At 45.9% G+C, this 15,040-nt stretch carries 17 protein-coding genes; 7 read left to right on the top strand and 10 right to left on the bottom strand.

What is annotated here, in order from left to right:
- Positions 1 to 251: 251 nt before the first annotated feature.
- Both ACYVGR_RS19130 and ACYVGR_RS19125 read right to left on the bottom strand, forming a co-directional pair.
- Complete coding sequence (locus ACYVGR_RS19130; protein ID WP_460959581.1) at positions 252 to 2,870, bottom strand: cation-translocating P-type ATPase; 2,619 nt, start codon at positions 2,868 to 2,870, stop codon at positions 252 to 254.
- A 3-nt stretch (positions 2,871 to 2,873) separates the two neighbouring features.
- Positions 2,874 to 3,047 carry a hypothetical protein gene (locus tag ACYVGR_RS19125; protein ID WP_460959579.1) on the bottom strand — a complete coding sequence of 58 codons (174 nt, stop codon included), beginning with the start codon at positions 3,045 to 3,047 and terminating at the stop codon, positions 2,874 to 2,876.
- A gap of 185 nt (positions 3,048 to 3,232) precedes the next feature.
- On the opposite strand from ACYVGR_RS19125, the gene ACYVGR_RS19120 reads away from it, so the two are divergent.
- From ACYVGR_RS19120 to ACYVGR_RS19090, 7 genes are all read left to right on the top strand, one after another.
- Positions 3,233 to 3,475 (top strand): hypothetical protein, encoded by a 243-nt coding sequence (locus ACYVGR_RS19120; RefSeq protein WP_460959577.1) that lies wholly within the window; start codon positions 3,233 to 3,235, stop codon positions 3,473 to 3,475.
- 67 nt (positions 3,476 to 3,542) lie between these two features.
- Positions 3,543 to 4,427: a universal stress protein gene (locus tag ACYVGR_RS19115; protein ID WP_460959575.1), complete on the top strand. Its 885-nt coding sequence runs from the start codon at positions 3,543 to 3,545 to the stop codon at positions 4,425 to 4,427.
- Between the two features lie 12 nt (positions 4,428 to 4,439).
- Positions 4,440 to 4,835 (top strand): hypothetical protein, encoded by a 396-nt coding sequence (locus ACYVGR_RS19110; RefSeq protein ID WP_460959573.1) that lies wholly within the window; start codon positions 4,440 to 4,442, stop codon positions 4,833 to 4,835.
- Between the two features lie 19 nt (positions 4,836 to 4,854).
- Positions 4,855 to 5,028, top strand: a complete 174-nt coding sequence (locus tag ACYVGR_RS19105; protein ID WP_460959571.1) for a hypothetical protein — start codon at positions 4,855 to 4,857, stop codon at positions 5,026 to 5,028.
- Positions 5,025 to 5,789: an MlaE family ABC transporter permease gene (locus tag ACYVGR_RS19100; RefSeq protein WP_460959569.1), complete on the top strand. Its 765-nt coding sequence runs from the start codon at positions 5,025 to 5,027 to the stop codon at positions 5,787 to 5,789. Before ACYVGR_RS19105 ends, ACYVGR_RS19100 begins: the two co-directional genes overlap by 4 nt.
- Before the next feature lie 6 nt (positions 5,790 to 5,795).
- Complete coding sequence (locus tag ACYVGR_RS19095) at positions 5,796 to 6,572, top strand: ABC transporter ATP-binding protein (RefSeq protein ID WP_460959567.1); 777 nt, start codon at positions 5,796 to 5,798, stop codon at positions 6,570 to 6,572.
- A gap of 6 nt (positions 6,573 to 6,578) precedes the next feature.
- Positions 6,579 to 7,547 carry an MlaD family protein gene (locus ACYVGR_RS19090; RefSeq protein WP_460959565.1) on the top strand — a complete coding sequence of 323 codons (969 nt, stop codon included), beginning with the start codon at positions 6,579 to 6,581 and terminating at the stop codon, positions 7,545 to 7,547.
- A gap of 49 nt (positions 7,548 to 7,596) precedes the next feature.
- On the opposite strand, the gene ACYVGR_RS19085 is transcribed toward ACYVGR_RS19090, so the two are convergent.
- From ACYVGR_RS19085 to ACYVGR_RS19050, 8 genes are all read right to left on the bottom strand, one after another.
- On the bottom strand, positions 7,597 to 8,064 hold the full coding sequence (locus ACYVGR_RS19085; protein WP_460959563.1) for a CYTH domain-containing protein: 468 nt from the start codon (positions 8,062 to 8,064) through the stop codon (positions 7,597 to 7,599).
- 19 nt (positions 8,065 to 8,083) lie between these two features.
- A complete protein-coding gene (locus ACYVGR_RS19080; protein WP_460959561.1) occupies positions 8,084 to 9,016 on the bottom strand; it encodes a CHAD domain-containing protein in 933 nt (310 codons plus the stop codon).
- 99 nt (positions 9,017 to 9,115) lie between these two features.
- Positions 9,116 to 9,766, bottom strand: coding sequence for a dienelactone hydrolase family protein (locus tag ACYVGR_RS19075; protein WP_460959558.1), 651 nt, complete (start codon positions 9,764 to 9,766; stop codon positions 9,116 to 9,118).
- Between the two features lie 10 nt (positions 9,767 to 9,776).
- The gene (locus ACYVGR_RS19070) at positions 9,777 to 10,298 is read right to left on the bottom strand and encodes a YciE/YciF ferroxidase family protein (RefSeq protein WP_460959556.1); all 522 of its coding nucleotides are present in this window, start codon (positions 10,296 to 10,298) and stop codon (positions 9,777 to 9,779) included.
- Between the two features lie 509 nt (positions 10,299 to 10,807).
- The gene (gene pstB, locus ACYVGR_RS19065) at positions 10,808 to 11,557 is read right to left on the bottom strand and encodes a phosphate ABC transporter ATP-binding protein PstB (protein ID WP_460959652.1); all 750 of its coding nucleotides are present in this window, start codon (positions 11,555 to 11,557) and stop codon (positions 10,808 to 10,810) included.
- A gap of 14 nt (positions 11,558 to 11,571) precedes the next feature.
- Positions 11,572 to 12,372: a phosphate ABC transporter permease PstA gene (pstA, locus tag ACYVGR_RS19060; RefSeq protein ID WP_460959554.1), complete on the bottom strand. Its 801-nt coding sequence runs from the start codon at positions 12,370 to 12,372 to the stop codon at positions 11,572 to 11,574.
- A 46-nt stretch (positions 12,373 to 12,418) separates the two neighbouring features.
- Positions 12,419 to 13,303 (bottom strand): phosphate ABC transporter permease subunit PstC, encoded by an 885-nt coding sequence (pstC, locus tag ACYVGR_RS19055; protein ID WP_460959552.1) that lies wholly within the window; start codon positions 13,301 to 13,303, stop codon positions 12,419 to 12,421.
- Positions 13,300 to 14,232 (bottom strand): phosphate ABC transporter substrate-binding protein, encoded by a 933-nt coding sequence (locus ACYVGR_RS19050; protein ID WP_460959550.1) that lies wholly within the window; start codon positions 14,230 to 14,232, stop codon positions 13,300 to 13,302. The genes pstC and ACYVGR_RS19050 overlap by 4 nt, the downstream gene beginning before the upstream one ends.
- Between the last annotated feature and the right edge of the window lie 808 nt (positions 14,233 to 15,040).

Genomic DNA, 15,040 nt, shown 5'->3' with positions numbered 1-15,040 from the left:
AAAACAAACGTGTGAAAAGTCGGGTAGCTTTACTAAAAAGGAGTTTAACCGTTTATAGGCTTTAGATTACTTTATACAAAGGTGATAAGAGGTTTCATTCGGCACCATGATGCCCATTTTGCAATCTGTTGATTTGTATCATATTACAACCTGTTAGTACTGATTCTATTTTTCTGCCTAAAAACAGTCATAAACAAGTCCGGCTGGGTCGTATACTTTATTTTCTGAACATGGCTAACTAAGAGTAGATGCTATCTGATCGCTTTTATTTGCCGACCTCTCCAGCTTAGTCCCACTGTCAGCAATCCAGCTACGACTAGTAGAACCAACACTCGGCTGTTTAGTGGTTGAATGGCTAAAACTTGGCTAACCACGGGTACATAGTAGGTAATCAATAGAAGGCTTATGCAAAGCAGCAGTGCCATCCATATAAAGCGATTCCGGGTAATTTCATTCTTAAGCAGCGACGTTCGATTGCCAGAATACAGGGTAAACACATGCAGCAACTGCACCCAGCAAAGCATGTAAAAGGTTAGTGTATTGCATTGGAAAACAGTGTAATGCCAATGCCAGCGCGCGAAACTATATACCCCCAGAACTACTGAGCCTAAGATAAGGGCATTGAAGGTAACCCGGCGCCAGTCCGTTGCACTTATCAATTGGCGACCAGCCGGGCGTGGCGGGTGCTTCATCAACACGCTGTTCTCACGGCCAATGCCTAAGGCCAGGGCCGGAAACACATCAGTCACGATATTGACGAACAGAATTTGTAAAGGAAGTAGCGGGGTTCCCAGACCACTTAGTCCGGCAACGGCCACTACGAAAATTTCACTAAGGTTACAGGATAGTAGATACAGGACAAACTTGCGGATGTTCTCAAAAATAACCCGACCCTGACCAATGGCCAGTACAATAGACGTAAATGAATCATCTTTGAGTACCAGGTCAGCCGCTTCAGTCGCTACGGGCGTACCACGAAGACCCATAGCAATGCCGATATCCGCTTTTTTTAGGGCCGGTGCGTCGTTGACGCCATCTCCAGTCATCCCAACGATGTTTCCCTGCTGCTGATAAAAATCAATAAGAGCTAATTTCTGCGTAGCGCTGACTCGTGCAAATACCTGACATTGGAGAAGTTGACTTTTCTTGGCCTCGGAGAGTTGATCAATTGCCTTCAGGTCTTTTCCCGTCAGCACCAGCGTATCGGTGGGTTTAATCAATTCTATCTGTCTCGCTATGGTCAGCGCCGTGGTTGGGTGGTCGCCGGTGACCATGATGACACGGATACCAGCCGTTTTACAGGCCTGTATAGCGGGAATAACGGCTAGGCGAGGTGGGTCAAGAAAGCCAATGAGGCCATTAAACGTTAAATCACCCTGTGCAAAGGTCGCCAAATGGGGTAACTCACCTACCTCCCGATAGGCAAAGGCCAATGTTCGTAAACCTTCTTTGGCCATCGATTCTGCCCGATGTAATTGCCGTTCGCGCTGCGAAGGAGAGAGTTGTGGGCAAAGAGCCAACACGTCCTCAATGGCTCCTTTAACGGCCACCAGATAGCCATTTTCGGTTTGATGCAAGGTAGCCATGACTCGGGTATCGGAACTGAACGGCTGTTCGGCCAGGCGGGAATATTGCTTCCGTATGGTATCAGGAATATAGCCGCTACTTCGGGCGAACTTGAGCATGGCAATTTCGATCGGGTCCCCAAGTTCTTGGGGCTGAGTCGAGTTAAGAGCTAGCTCAGCATTGTTGCAAAGCACCCCTAATCGAATTAACTTCTCTAAGGCATTAGTTTCGGGGCCCTCTAACGAGCGCATAGACCCATCAATGCCCACTTCGCTATAAACATCCTGTTCCTCTCCCATCAGCTGCAGGCAGGATACGTCGATTTTGTTTTCGGTAAGTGTACCCGTTTTGTCGGTAAATATGACCGAGGTGCTCCCCAGCGTTTCAACTGCCGAAAGCTTTTTTACTAATACCTGATGGCGTGCCAAATGGAGCATGCCATAGGCAAGTGCGAGCGTTGCAACGACGGATAAGCCTTCTGGAATAGCGGCAATTGCCAAGGCAATCGATGTTTTAACTAACGGACCAATTGGTTCGCTCCGCAGGAGTCCAACTAGTACAAATAGAGCGGCAATACCAAGAGTAACCCAAACAAGTACTTGAGATAAAGCATCGAGTTTTGCTTCTAAAGGTGTTGCCGTTGGTTTTGCGTTGCTCACTAAACGGGCAATTTTGCCTAACTCAGTCTGTTCCCCAATGGCCGTAATAATTGCCCGGCCTGTACCTGCCGTGACAGCAGTACCCTTAAACAACTGATTCTTCTGATCGCCAGTTGGGGAGTCAATGCCTACCAATTCGGTTGATTTCGCGACGGGAAACGATTCCCCTGTCAGGGTCGATTCGTCAATCTCCAGTTGATGTACCTCCAGCAAGGTTGCGTCGGCCCCCACCACATCACCGGCTTCAACCAGGAGCAAATCGCCCAGTGTGAGTTGATCCGCAGGAATCTCCTGCACCTGCCCATCGCGCACGACGCGGGCCAACGTAACCGCCAATCGGCGAAGGGCCTCCATGGATCGGTTGGCATTCCACTCAAGCGCAAATCCGGTTAGTGCATTGATCGCCAAGACGACCAGAATGGCCAGACCTTCAGCAAAATCACCTAGGCTAAACGACACAACTGCCGCTGCGGCCAAAACCCAGACGATCAGGCTTTTGAATTGGCGCGCCAACAGGCTAAACCAGTGATCAGCGTACGTTGTCTCCACGGCATTCAACCCGTATTCATGCTGTCGTTGGTTAGCTTCGGTGGTAGTGAGGCCTTCTATCAGCATTTTCGCCGTGATCAAAGATTCGTCAGGCATCGACTAGTTGTGTTTGGAAACGGTTAGAACGCAACCTTCCATTTTGAATACACGTCCCGATAGACTATCTACACTAATAGATGTCGCATAGGTATGCAGTCTTACCCAATCGTCAGCCAGTTGGGCGTACAGGGGAAGAGCAGCTATACTGAACAAAATAAGTAGCAATTGGCGCATATCAATTGGCGATTAGCGGTAAACCTGGCCTACAACAAAGTTGCAGTTTCCCCGAAACACCAGGGTTGACCAACTTCAGGTTTTCCCCTGAATTCGATCAGTTTGGCACCTGATGTAGGCCATTACGAACTACGCATCTACCTGTCATTTTTGTAGAGAAATTTCACCTCAATTTCCGTACGGCTATGACCTTTGAACCAACTGCTCACGTACTCGCTTTCGTGTTGCCAACGTCATTTAAAAAAGGGGATTTAACTTTTTTTTCACCAAAAACAGGTGAGGACGTTCGGGTGCCCATTGCCCCTGGTAACCGACCTCGTCAGGTTATCTCGACTTCACAGTTGAGCAAAGGACTCTGGCGGGCATTGCTTCACTGGTCCGATGGTCAGAAACAGTATCAGGATGAAAAAGAAATCCTGGTCGTATAAATCTTCATACACAGGAGACTTCTCGAAGGGAACGTACACGATCTAGCAAAAAAAAGCCCTTACAATCATGTATAAGATCTTACTATTGACCGATTTTTCGGCGGCTGCTCAACACGCCATTCTGTTTACACAAGCTTTGTTTGCGGGTACTGAAGCTAATTTTTGTTTACTCCATGCCTTTCCGTTCGTACCGGAGGAGGGTTACAGTGGTTCATTTTTGCTGGGCGAACAACTGGAGTCAGCCGAGAAATCGATTCAGGCCCAAAAACGCTCGCTAATCCAGCCGTCGGCACCTACTAATCATACGTACCGGACGAAAGTTGCGCTGGGAAGTCCGGAACGTGTCATTGAGGTCGTATTAGCTGAGGAGCATTTTGATTTGATTGTGGTAGGTGCTACGGGTGCAGGGCGGAATGAATTCTTTGGCAGCGTTGCCACAGGCATGATTCGGACTGCCAGCGCCAATGTGTTAGTGGTGCCCACTACAGCTTACATTCACCCGATTACGCATATTGTGTTGGCCACTGATTATCGTTCGGTCAATAATGCCGAGTCATTTAGCCTGCTTAAAGACCTGACCAGTCGAAAAGCTGCGAAACTGACAGTATTATCTATCGAAAATCCCCAAGCTGGTAAGGCGGTTAGTTCCGAGGTTAGTCGCCGGTATGTGTTAGATGCTTTAAAAGATCTTCAGCCAACGACCTATACCCTCCAGGACGACGATCCACGACTTGGTATTAACACCTACCTGGAGACTCACTCTGTGGACTTATTGGTGTTACTTCCGCATCACAAGGGCCTTTGGGATATTATTTCACACAATAGTGTTACGCGGGCCATGGCTTTCCATCCACTAGTGCCTTTGCTAACGCTTTACGATGACGCAGCGCCTGCCGGACAATCAATTCCATCAGCCGCAAGCGATGAAATTCCCTTTTCTTCTTATTTGTAACAATACGTATTGATGAAAGCGCAGAAATATCGGCAACTGACCGAAGTTCATTTGCTACATCGCATTTGGCGAAGTGATCTGGAGCTGGCGCTTCAGGAGGTTAATTTTTGGGAAGCCCTGCTTGGAACATTGAGTGAAGGCCTTGGCCCTACTGCAACTGACGCTGACAGTTGGAAGGAAGAGCTTAGCCAACTGCACCATTTTCGGCGATTGATCAATCGATTGCTGGAGGAAATTCAAACGATTGAAAAGCAGGTAGCCGCTGGCGTCCAGTTTGACCATATTCTGGATCCAGACACTCGACTTAATCATCAGTATCTGCGCCAGGAAATGGATAGCTTTCATACTGACTTCCGGGCGTTTAAAACCGATATTCGCCACTACATGGTAGCCTTACCAACCTTCTGAGATCTTACTGTTTACAGCTATGCTAAGCGAACTAACGACGGAAGAAATCGACTCAATGCTGGTCAATCAATTCTTTGGTCGCCTTGGTTGCGCGGCTGAAGGACGTATTTTGATTGAGCCTGTAACCTATTATTACGACGGGCACTCCACAGTCTATTCTAGCCTGATTATCAGCGGACAATTAGCTTCATGAACCAGACGCTACAATCATTTCTTGACGAGACAGGAGCCCTGTCCAGATTTGCAGCTGATTTTTTTCGACAACTGTTTAAACCACGCCCGGAAGTATCCGAATTTTTTCGGCAGTGCTATCTCGTCGGTTACCAGTCTTTGCCCCTGGTGGGCATTACTGCATTTATTATGGGCCTTGTACTTACCTTACAGACGCGTCCAACGATGGCTAAATTCGGAGCGGAGTCGTGGATTCCTGCTATGGTTGCGCTGTCGATCATTCGGGAAATTGGGCCGGTCATTACCGCCCTTATCTGTGCGGGCAAAGTGGGATCCAGCATTGGCGCCGAATTAGGGTCGATGAATGTCACAGAGCAAATTGACGCCATGGAGGTATCCGGTACAAATCCATTCCGATACTTAGTCGTTACCCGAGTACTGGCCATGACGCTTCTGTTACCCTTACTGGTAATTCTGGGCGATGTGATTGCCATTTTTGCCTGCTATATCGGCGTGAACATGCGAGACGAAACGAGTCTTTCTCTGTTCTTCAACAATGTTTTTGAAAAACTGGCTTTCGGCGATTTACTTCCAGCGGTTGTCAAGACCTTTTTCTTTGGTTTTGCTATCGGCATAATTGGTTGTTTCAAAGGGTATTATACAAGTAGAGGTACCGAAGGAGTGGGGCATTCGGCCAATTCGGCCGTCGTGGTTTCATCACTTGTTATATTTATTATGGACCTGATAGCTGTACAAATTACGGACTTGCTGGGTCTTAACTAATGGGCCATGATGTCGATCAACACACACACCGGATCAGAACTCAAGGCTATGCTGCCCGAAACCGTCATTGAGGTAAGTCAACTCTCGAAATCGTTTGGCACGAACCAGGTGTTAAAAACTTTCAACCTCAGCCTGAAACGAAGTGAAAATCTTGTTGTACTGGGAAAATCAGGATCAGGTAAATCGGTACTCATAAAGTGCATAATTGGTCTTTTGTTGCCCGATAAAGGACACATTCGCGTGCTGGGGGAAGATGTAACCAACCTAACGCATGACGAGTTGGATCAGCTCAGAACCCGAGTGGGCTTCCTGTTTCAGAGCAATGCCTTGGACGACTCGATGACTGTTCGGGAAAATCTTGAGTTTCCATTACGACGGCATTGGCTCGACCAAAGTCCAGGTGAAGTAAATGACCTGGTCATGGAAGCACTCGAAAATGTTGGGTTGCCCCACTCGGTCGACATGATGCCCGCTGAGTTGTCGGGTGGGATGCGGAAACGGATCAGTCTGGCTCGTACACTTATTCTAAAGCCGGATATTATTTTATACGACGAACCCACAACTGGTCTCGACCCAATTACAGCGAAGGAAATCAATCACTTGATATTGAGCATCCAGGAAAAATATAAGACTTCGGCAATTATTATTTCACATGATATGAAGTGTGTACAGATGACGTCCAATCGGGTTGCTATGCTGATTGACGGACGCTGCTATAGTGTTGGCACGTATGACCAGCTCCGGCAATCTCCTGACAGGCAGATCAACGACTTTTTTGCGTAAATCTCGATGAAAAGGAAAACGGTTAGCAATCTAAAACTCGGCCTTTTTGTTCTTTCGGGCACTTTTTTCCTAGTTGGAACCCTGTATTTATTGGGCCAACAGCGTAACCTGTTCAATCCTGTTGTTCATATTGGGGTTGGTTTCACTAACGTAGCTGGGTTGGTGAAAGGCAATAACGTACGCTTTGCGGGCATTAATGTCGGAACCGTTGAACGCATCACTATCAGCAACGATACATCGGTATTCGTTGAGTTGGCTATTCGCAAAGAAGTAAGTCCATTTATAAAAAAAACAGCTTTTGCCTCATTGAGTACCGACGGATTAATGGGTAACGCCGTTATTGATCTAAGTGCAGTAACTGTTCCTGCACAATCCGTTGAAGAAGGGGATCGGTTGAGAAGTGTTAAACCTTCGTCGATCAGTGAATTAATGCGCACTGTAAACCAATCGGGAAACAATCTGTCTGCTATCTCCGACGAGCTTCGAACGTTCGCCTGGGGGCTAAACCATAGTCCGACGCTTAAGTATATCCTAACCGATAAAGCCCCGGTAGTCAACCTGAACCAGACACTTTTTAGTCTACAACAGGCAGGAAAACAAATTCAACTCGCTGCAACTGATATTCGAAAAATAACAAGGCAGGTTCGAGCCGGACAGGGTAATCTGGGCTATCTGCTTCAGGATAGTACCCTGGCTACGGACCTCCATTCGGCAGTAGGATCATTTCGACAGGCTGGGAGCCGGGCAGATACCTTCGTACACGTTTTAACCAAGTTTGCCGATAACTTAACCAAGCAGGAAGGGGCGTTACGTACCATTCTGGCGGATACGTTATTTAATGGTCGCTTAAACCGGACTATGGGGAATATAGAGCAGAGTACGATTCATTTTGATGAGAATATGAAAGCCCTTCAGCATAACTTTCTATTGAGGGGTTATTTCCGTAAAAGGGCTAAAATGGCTAAAGCCCAATAAGCTATTCCATTGTTTTACTTGTGGTTACGGCAAAGGCTTATTTACGGGATCAGACCCATTGGGAAAAAGGATGCGTTCTCAGGTTGGCGTTGTAGTATATGACATCGCCCGTTACCTCCCGATCTACCCAGGCAGGAAGTACAACGGACTGCTGTTCATCGCTTAATTCTACTTCCGCAACCACAAGGCCTTGGTTTTCCCCTCGAAATTCATCGATCTCCCAAACAAGCCCACTATACACGAGTCGGTAGCGAATTTTCTCAATGATCGGCTGTTCGCATAGTTGGTTGAGCATTGCCTCAGCATCGGGGTAAGGAATGGGGTACTCGTATTCGGGTCGGCTGGCACCCACATTTCTTCCCTTGATGGTGAGATAGCCTTTGTCCCCAACTGTACGAACCCGTACGGTCCGATCGGGATGACTACTCAAATAGCCTTGCCGGTAAAGCTGGCCATTCTCCGGTTGTTTCCAGTCTTCGCCTTTAACCAGGTATTTTCGTTCGATTTCGATGCCCATCCTAATCGCTTTAAGGGGATTATTGCTTGTTTGCTATTTTCTGGCTGGTTTCTGCGTGCCATACCTTCCACTGTAGCCGAAATCTTTTTACAAAATCACCAGTCTTTTCGGTCAATAAATGATTGGCTAAGGAAAAAATCTGTATCTGAAACTGTATTCGTTGTTCATACAGTTTTGCCAGAATTGTTTCTTTGCTTTGTTTGTTGCGTACCCTAAGATGGTCTGATTCAATCATTTGGGCTAATAGGCCAAAATCATGGTCATTGCCCAATAGCTCGCCTAAGCGACCAAACTCGCGTGCATAAGCCTTAAAAGGGCCAGGCCAGCTCGGCTGCAATAAGCGGGTAAAATACCAGATAGTTTTTACGTTTTTTCTTAACTCATGTAGCTGGTTAAGCGTAGGGGCCTGGACGGCGACCTTCAATGATTTACGGGTCTTCCGATAGATGGCTTTCAGGTTAGGGGCAATTGCTTTAAATCCGTTGTGGCATTTAGATAAGCCGTCAAATCGCTGGGAAGCCTGCTCAAATGCTTTTGTTAATTGTTTTGGCTGAGCCAGATCTTCGAAAAATGTACCAGTTGCCTGGTCTTGCTGATGGAGTAAGGATATATGGAGAGCGGTAAACAGTTGGGGAGACATACTATCTGGTTGGGTCTCTCGAAGTCTGTCAAGGGTTTTGACCATGACGGTGGTTTCCCTTATGGAAGATAGCTGCTGGCCAATTGTTCGGTAATAGGTATTCTCGCGCTGGAAGTCTTTTTTGTTCAGTTCACTTCGCACTAAGCGAATTAACGCTCTACTTTTTTTGATGCGTTTTCGGATATCATGAATCATCTCTCCAGTTAGCTGACCTGGATTTGTTAACGCGTCAAGAGCCGCCTGCACTTCTTGCTTCAGTATTCGATTGATGTTATGGGCAACTGACTGCTTCTGTTTAAAGGCATAGGCCATGTTCTTTCTGGTTGATTAGCCCGACGAGAATAACCCAAAAACGACTACCTGGATTGTCTCAATTGAATTTATTAACAAAGCTGGCAGCACAGCTAAAGGTTAACTCATTTTAACTGGCATATGATTGTTGAACCAGTTAGCAGCCAATTCGGCAACGATTTCCAGCTTCCCTGGTTCTTCAAATAAATGCGTAGCGCCTTCCACGATTTCCAGGCGTTTTTCATAACAAAGCTCACCATAGGCCTCCTGATTTAATTCCAGCACCTGATGATCCAAACTTCCGACAATAAGTAGTGTAGGCACCTTTACGGCCGATACCTCATCTTCAATGAGGTCTGGTCGACCACCCCTGGATACTACCGCAGCAATCTGGGGTAAGTCAACGGATGCTTTTAAAGCCGCAGCAGCGCCTGTACTGGCCCCAAAATAACCGATGGGAATGTTTCTGGCAGCAGGTATTTGTTCCAGCCAGTTTGTGGCGAACACTAATCGTTCTTTTAGTAGGTCGATTGCAAACCGGTTGAAGTAATTTTTATTCTCTGCTTCAGTTAACAGATCAAACAGTAAAGTCCCGAAATTACGTTCCTGTAGGTACTGAACTACATACTGGTTTCGTTGACTTAGCCTGCTGCTGCCGCTTCCATGGGCAAAGACAATCATACCGTTGACATGTTGAGGGATGTATAACTCACCCGTTAATCGGATGCCCTCCACGGGGATGCTTACCTGATTATGATATTGTACGTTCATGGCCAGTTCCTTATTCCGGTAGCTCAATAGTGGCTTTAGCCTGGTTATTGATTTCGTACTGGGCCAATTGAGATAAACGGTCGTCAATATGCTTTTCATTTATCTCCAATTCATAAAACATGGCCGCTAACTTGTCCATATCCAGCGCCCTGGCAAATGCCGTAGCCGTGCCGTAAGTGCTTATTTTAAAATGATTGATTGTTTGGATAGCAGCTAACAGGCATGCATCAATAACTTTCGAATTGCGGCAACTGGATAGCTTTTCGTTAGCTTCATCAATAAAGGCCTGCATCACCCGATTGCTGACGCTGATTGCCTTTAGTTGTTCGGCTTCAATAAACGACTCTATTTTTTTTACATGTTGTTCGATAAAATCGAGGTACTTCAGCAGTATATTTTTTAGCTGAAGGGAGCCTGCTTTATTCACCCAGTCATGTAAACAGGTTTTTAATTGAATTTCGGCACTAATGAACTTGCGGGCATCTTCATCGAGCAAATCGTGCAGAGTGTTAATCGTCGATTGGGTTTCCATAGTAAGGCTTAGCTATACATACGAACTGATGATTACTATCGACCACGAATGTACTAAGCCCAATGACTAACTGTAGTGATGAATATCAGCCTCTTAATTGAGAGTTATTAGGAGGCTGCTCAGCTGACCATTACTCCTTGAAAATTTATCAAAATTAGATTATGCCCTTTAATCAAATTTGTTTCTGCCTGGACAACCTGGCGATTACAGCGCAGAATTAGGATAATTGTTTGTAAACTTGACTTTAACTAAACTGGCCGCGTTTTAACGGTAAAGCTTTCAGGTCAGCTTTTTTGACTTCATCTGCATCCTTTAATCTTCTTCAGGATTGACTTTCCTGTTGCTACTAGTACTCGTCCAATTTAGTTTCTATAGATTCTTTGGGTTCTATCGTCTTTGATTATCAGTACAATAGGATCAATCGCGCGGGCGGCCCCGAGAATCTATAGAATCCCCTAGAATCTATTTTGCCAAAGCACTAGAATCTAATATTGGACAAGTCTAGTTAATTAGCCAAAACTTCCAGCGATATAGTTTTGAGTAAGTTTATGCTTAGGATGTTTGAAAATAGCGTTGGTTGGCCCTATTTCTTCTATTCTTCCCAAATACATAAAGGCTGTTTGGTCAGCTACCCGTTGGGCTTCCTGCATATTATGCGTTACGATGATAAGCGTAAAGTTTTTTTTTAACTCGTTCATCAGCTCTTCTATTTTAGCTGTGCTGATTGGGTCCAGAGCTGAGCAAGGCTCATCCATCAAAATTATTTCGGGCGCTACAGCAATAGCGCGAGCAATGCAGAGCCGTTGCTGCTGGCCACCCGACAAGATCAAAGCCGATTTGTCCAGTCCATCTTTTACCTCTTCCCACAAATTGCTTTGTCGAAGACTCTCTTCTACTTTTTCGGATAGACTTTCGCGTGTTTCTAGGCCGTTTATCCGTAAACCATATGCTACATTATCGAAAATAGACTTGGGGAACGGGTTTGGCTTTTGAAAGACCATACCAATTCTACGGCGGACAGCTACTACGTCGGTTTTGGGGGCTAGTATATTCTCGCCATTTAGCAGGATCTGACCAGTGATTCGAGCAGTTGGTAACAGATCGTGCAGACGATTTAGGCTACGTAACAGCGTTGATTTGCCGCAACCAGATGGGCCAATAAGCGCGGTTATGGTATGTTCGGCCACAGTTAGATTTATATCCTTCAATACATGCTTATCTGAAAAATAAACATGCAGTTTTTTGACCTCAAGTTTGATATGCGGGCTGGGTTTCATAGACTATTTCGATACTGATACCGAAGAACAAAGGCGAATCCATTAAGTATGCCGATAAGTATGAGCAATACTAACGAGGTTCCATACGCTAAAGGACGTACCTGCTCAATGGCATAATGCTGAGTCGAAAGGATATAAATGTGATAGGGTAACGCCATAAACGAATCGAAGACGGAAACCGGCAGGTAGCGCTGATAAAACGTTACACCGGTAAATAACAGCGGAGCTGTTTCGCCAGCAGCTCTTGATATAGCCAGAATGGCGCCTGTAATAATACCTGGACGTGCTACTGGAAGCACTACCGTTCGGATTGTTTCCCACTGGGTAGCTCCTAATGCTAAAGCGCCTTCCCGGTATGCGGGTGGTACAGTTTTAAAGGCTTCTTCTGAGATTGTGCTGATGTAGGGGAGGGTTAGTAAACCCAAGGTAAGTCCGGCAGATAGAACCGAGGCTCCTAACCGAAAACTTTCGACAAAGAGTGCCAGCCCAAATAAACCATAGATAATGGAAGGCACGCTGGCAAGGTTCCGAAATGCGGCTCGGATAAGTTGCGTAAACAGCGTGTCTGTTGCATATTCATTCAAATAAATTGCACAGGCAACCCCCAGCGGCAGCGCAAACAACGTTGCGACAAGCGTAACCCACACCGTTCCCACAATAGCGGGAAATATTCCCCCCTGAGTCATCCCGTTCTGGGGGTAGTCAATTAAAAAATGCCAGCTGATTGTACGCCCACCTTCAAAAGCAATATAGGTTAACAGACCAGCGAGGATAGCTAATACAAGAAGACAACACAAGCGTAACGAGTTGATCCCAAGCTATCGAGTTAGGGTTCTTTTCATATCAAGTACCGGATTTTCGGTAGCGGGCTACCATTCGCTCAGCCAGAATGTTTATAATCCCTGTCAGGAGAAACAGAACTCCGCCGACGGCAAATAGGGCTTTATAGTGGATGGTTCCTCTGGCTACCTCACCTAATTCAATTGCAATGGTAGCGGTAAGTGTACGAACGGAACTAAAAATGCCGTCTGGCATCGCAATAGCATTACCAGTGGCCATCAGTACAGTCATGGTTTCGCCAATGGCCCGCCCTATGCCCAGCACAACAGCCGCCATTAACCCCGAATAACACGAAGGCAAACTAACCCACACTAAAGTTTCCCAGCTATTGGCACCCAGCGCATAGGAACCTTCTCTGTACTCAGTAGGTACTCGGTGAATGGCTTCTTCAGCAACGGTAATAATGGTTGGTAAGGCCATTATACTGAGTAAGAGGGAGCCGTTTAAGGCATTTAGCCCATTGCTCAGGCCAAAAAACTGAATGAGCAATGGATTGATAACTACTATCCCAATGAAACCCACAACAACTGAAGGCACTGCCGCTAACATTTCAATTACTGGTTTCAATAGCTCTCTAATCCAGATGGGGGCAACTTCGGCCAGGTAAGCCGCTGTTCCTATACCTATTGGTACGGCAATTACCATAGCGCCCAGCGTTACCATCACGGTACTAACCAATAAGGGTAGTATTCCATACGAGGGGCGTCCATAAGCCGCTGGATTCCAGGACGAATTCAGACAGAAGTCTGTGAAGGATATCTCCCGGAATATTGTTAGGCCATTGACGGCTAACATCCAGAATATGCCACCCAAAATGGCAATGGAAAGCCCACCTGCCAAGTGAAAGCCGTACTGTGCGATTCTGTTATTGACGTACCGGGCTTTCATAAATTAAGTCCATTTCGTTTATTTTGATCGTGGTAGGTTTGGCTAATCGGAAAATACCCCATTGAGGCTATAATTTCCCTTCCCTTCGGACTCAATTCAAACTGCATAAATTGGCGTAACGTCCCCTTTGGTTGACCATTTACGAACTGGTACAGTGGGCGGGTGAGTGGATACGTTTCGTTTTCTACACTTCGTTTATCATAGGGAGAATGTGTTTTGCCTGTTTGAGGATCGGCAATGAGAAGGACTTTAATGTTTGGAAATGCCTTTTTTACCTTGCTCTCCTGTATATACCCAACACTTACATAGCCAATGCCATTGGGATCTTCACTAACGGCCTGAATCAACTGAGCTGAGCCATTCAGTTCGCGGATTTTTGACGAATACTCCTTTTTTACAACCTTCTGGCGTAAATAAATGTAAGTTCCCGAACTGTTCTGTCGACCGTATAACGAAATGGGGGCATCTTGGCCGCCCAATGTCTTCCAGTTCATTATACCGCCAGCATAAAGGTTGGCCAGATCAGAAAGGCTAATTGCCCTGATCGGAACGGCCTTATTTACAATAATAGCAATGGCATCTCTGGCAAAAACAAAGGTGTAGATACGGATGCCTCGGTCTTTGGCTAACTGACATTCTTCGCTATTCAGATCCCGAGATGAGTTTGCCAGTTGAGTTTTACCATTCAATAAGGCAGCTATACCCAGACCAGAACCTCCGCCAGTAATGGCTAACGAACAGGCAGAGTCGCGGGCCATATAAGCCTCCGCCAAACCCAAAACCAGATTAACTTCCGTGTCAGATCCTTTAATGAGCACTGATTCAGCCTGTCGGCTATGGCATCCAGGGAAGAATAAACCGATTAACAAAAGCCAGTATAGGGGAGAACCAACTTGTATGTTAACAACCTTATTAAAAGAGCGCACCATAGTTGAGCCTTAAAAGGTGATAAAATGCAATTCGTTTGGCGTCACACCCATGTATTGGTACTACGATTTGACCGTATTTATACATTGGCGCTGGGGAAACTCAATACCTATTTTTTGGTAAGCTTCCGAGTCTATTTAGGGAGCATAAAGACAAGTAGGCACATGGAACATCTGCGCCTACTTGTACTCGCACAACTTTTTTCTATTCCCCTGAAGGTAGACACTACCTCCATGTCACTAGTAAAGTTCTGCCTATTTTAAGGCGCTAACTATGAGCAGAATCTGTAGGTTGACTAATCTTAATCAAGATGTTTATTGATCTGTAAGGGCGTGTTTTAAGCAAACCAGTCTAGTAAATCAATAAGTATAAAATAAGCTAGTATGGGTTACTATTATCAATGCCGGTTTTGTTACATCTACCTGTACAATGCATTAGTACTATTGGCCTACTGTTCTGGGGGAGCCTATCAAAGAGGATAGTAGGCTTCCTTGCTTCATAGTCTGGCACACCAATGGCCGCTCAGGGTTGATAACTCGCTCAGGGGTTCAAGCCGGAGGTTGGGATATAACTCATGGAATCGCTGCTGAAGCTGCGCCAGTGTCATTCTAGGAAATACTTCTAGCGTTTTTATAGAGGAGTAGTCAGACTAGTGCTTTGACAAAATAGATTCTAATTGTTTCTATAGATCCTTTCGATTCTATTGTGCTGATAATCAGAAACGATAGAATCAAATGAATATATAGAATCGGTAGTCCTTAAAAAGTAATGATGGCAAGTAAACACCGCAGTCGGGCCGTAGTTTTGGGT

The sequence above is a fragment of the Spirosoma litoris genome (assembly GCF_054776755.1).
The sequence above is the reverse complement of the archived record's forward strand: the minus strand, read 5'-3'. Positions and strand labels throughout refer to the sequence as shown.

What these genes read in the sequence shown, in the direction of transcription:
- ACYVGR_RS19105 (WP_460959571.1), top strand. Translation starts at nt 4,855, where the DNA reads ATGCTAAGCGAACTAACGACGGAAGAAATCGACTCAATGCTGGTCAAT.
- ACYVGR_RS19070 (WP_460959556.1), bottom strand. Translation starts at nt 10,298, where the DNA reads ATGGAAACCCAATCGACGATTAACACTCTGCACGATTTGCTCGATGAA.
- ACYVGR_RS19050 (WP_460959550.1), bottom strand. Translation starts at nt 14,232, where the DNA reads ATGGTGCGCTCTTTTAATAAGGTTGTTAACATACAAGTTGGTTCTCCC.
- ACYVGR_RS19120 (WP_460959577.1), top strand. Translation starts at nt 3,233, where the DNA reads ATGACCTTTGAACCAACTGCTCACGTACTCGCTTTCGTGTTGCCAACG.
- ACYVGR_RS19110 (WP_460959573.1), top strand. Translation starts at nt 4,440, where the DNA reads ATGAAAGCGCAGAAATATCGGCAACTGACCGAAGTTCATTTGCTACAT.
- ACYVGR_RS19090 (WP_460959565.1), top strand. Translation starts at nt 6,579, where the DNA reads ATGAAAAGGAAAACGGTTAGCAATCTAAAACTCGGCCTTTTTGTTCTT.
- ACYVGR_RS19115 (WP_460959575.1), top strand. Translation starts at nt 3,543, where the DNA reads ATGTATAAGATCTTACTATTGACCGATTTTTCGGCGGCTGCTCAACAC.
- ACYVGR_RS19080 (WP_460959561.1), bottom strand. Translation starts at nt 9,016, where the DNA reads ATGGCCTATGCCTTTAAACAGAAGCAGTCAGTTGCCCATAACATCAAT.
- ACYVGR_RS19085 (WP_460959563.1), bottom strand. Translation starts at nt 8,064, where the DNA reads ATGGGCATCGAAATCGAACGAAAATACCTGGTTAAAGGCGAAGACTGG.
- ACYVGR_RS19075 (WP_460959558.1), bottom strand. Translation starts at nt 9,766, where the DNA reads ATGAACGTACAATATCATAATCAGGTAAGCATCCCCGTGGAGGGCATC.
- pstC (WP_460959552.1), bottom strand. Translation starts at nt 13,303, where the DNA reads ATGAAAGCCCGGTACGTCAATAACAGAATCGCACAGTACGGCTTTCAC.
- ACYVGR_RS19130 (WP_460959581.1), bottom strand. Translation starts at nt 2,870, where the DNA reads ATGCCTGACGAATCTTTGATCACGGCGAAAATGCTGATAGAAGGCCTC.
- ACYVGR_RS19095 (WP_460959567.1), top strand. Translation starts at nt 5,796, where the DNA reads ATGATGTCGATCAACACACACACCGGATCAGAACTCAAGGCTATGCTG.
- ACYVGR_RS19125 (WP_460959579.1), bottom strand. Translation starts at nt 3,047, where the DNA reads ATGCGCCAATTGCTACTTATTTTGTTCAGTATAGCTGCTCTTCCCCTG.
- ACYVGR_RS19100 (WP_460959569.1), top strand. Translation starts at nt 5,025, where the DNA reads ATGAACCAGACGCTACAATCATTTCTTGACGAGACAGGAGCCCTGTCC.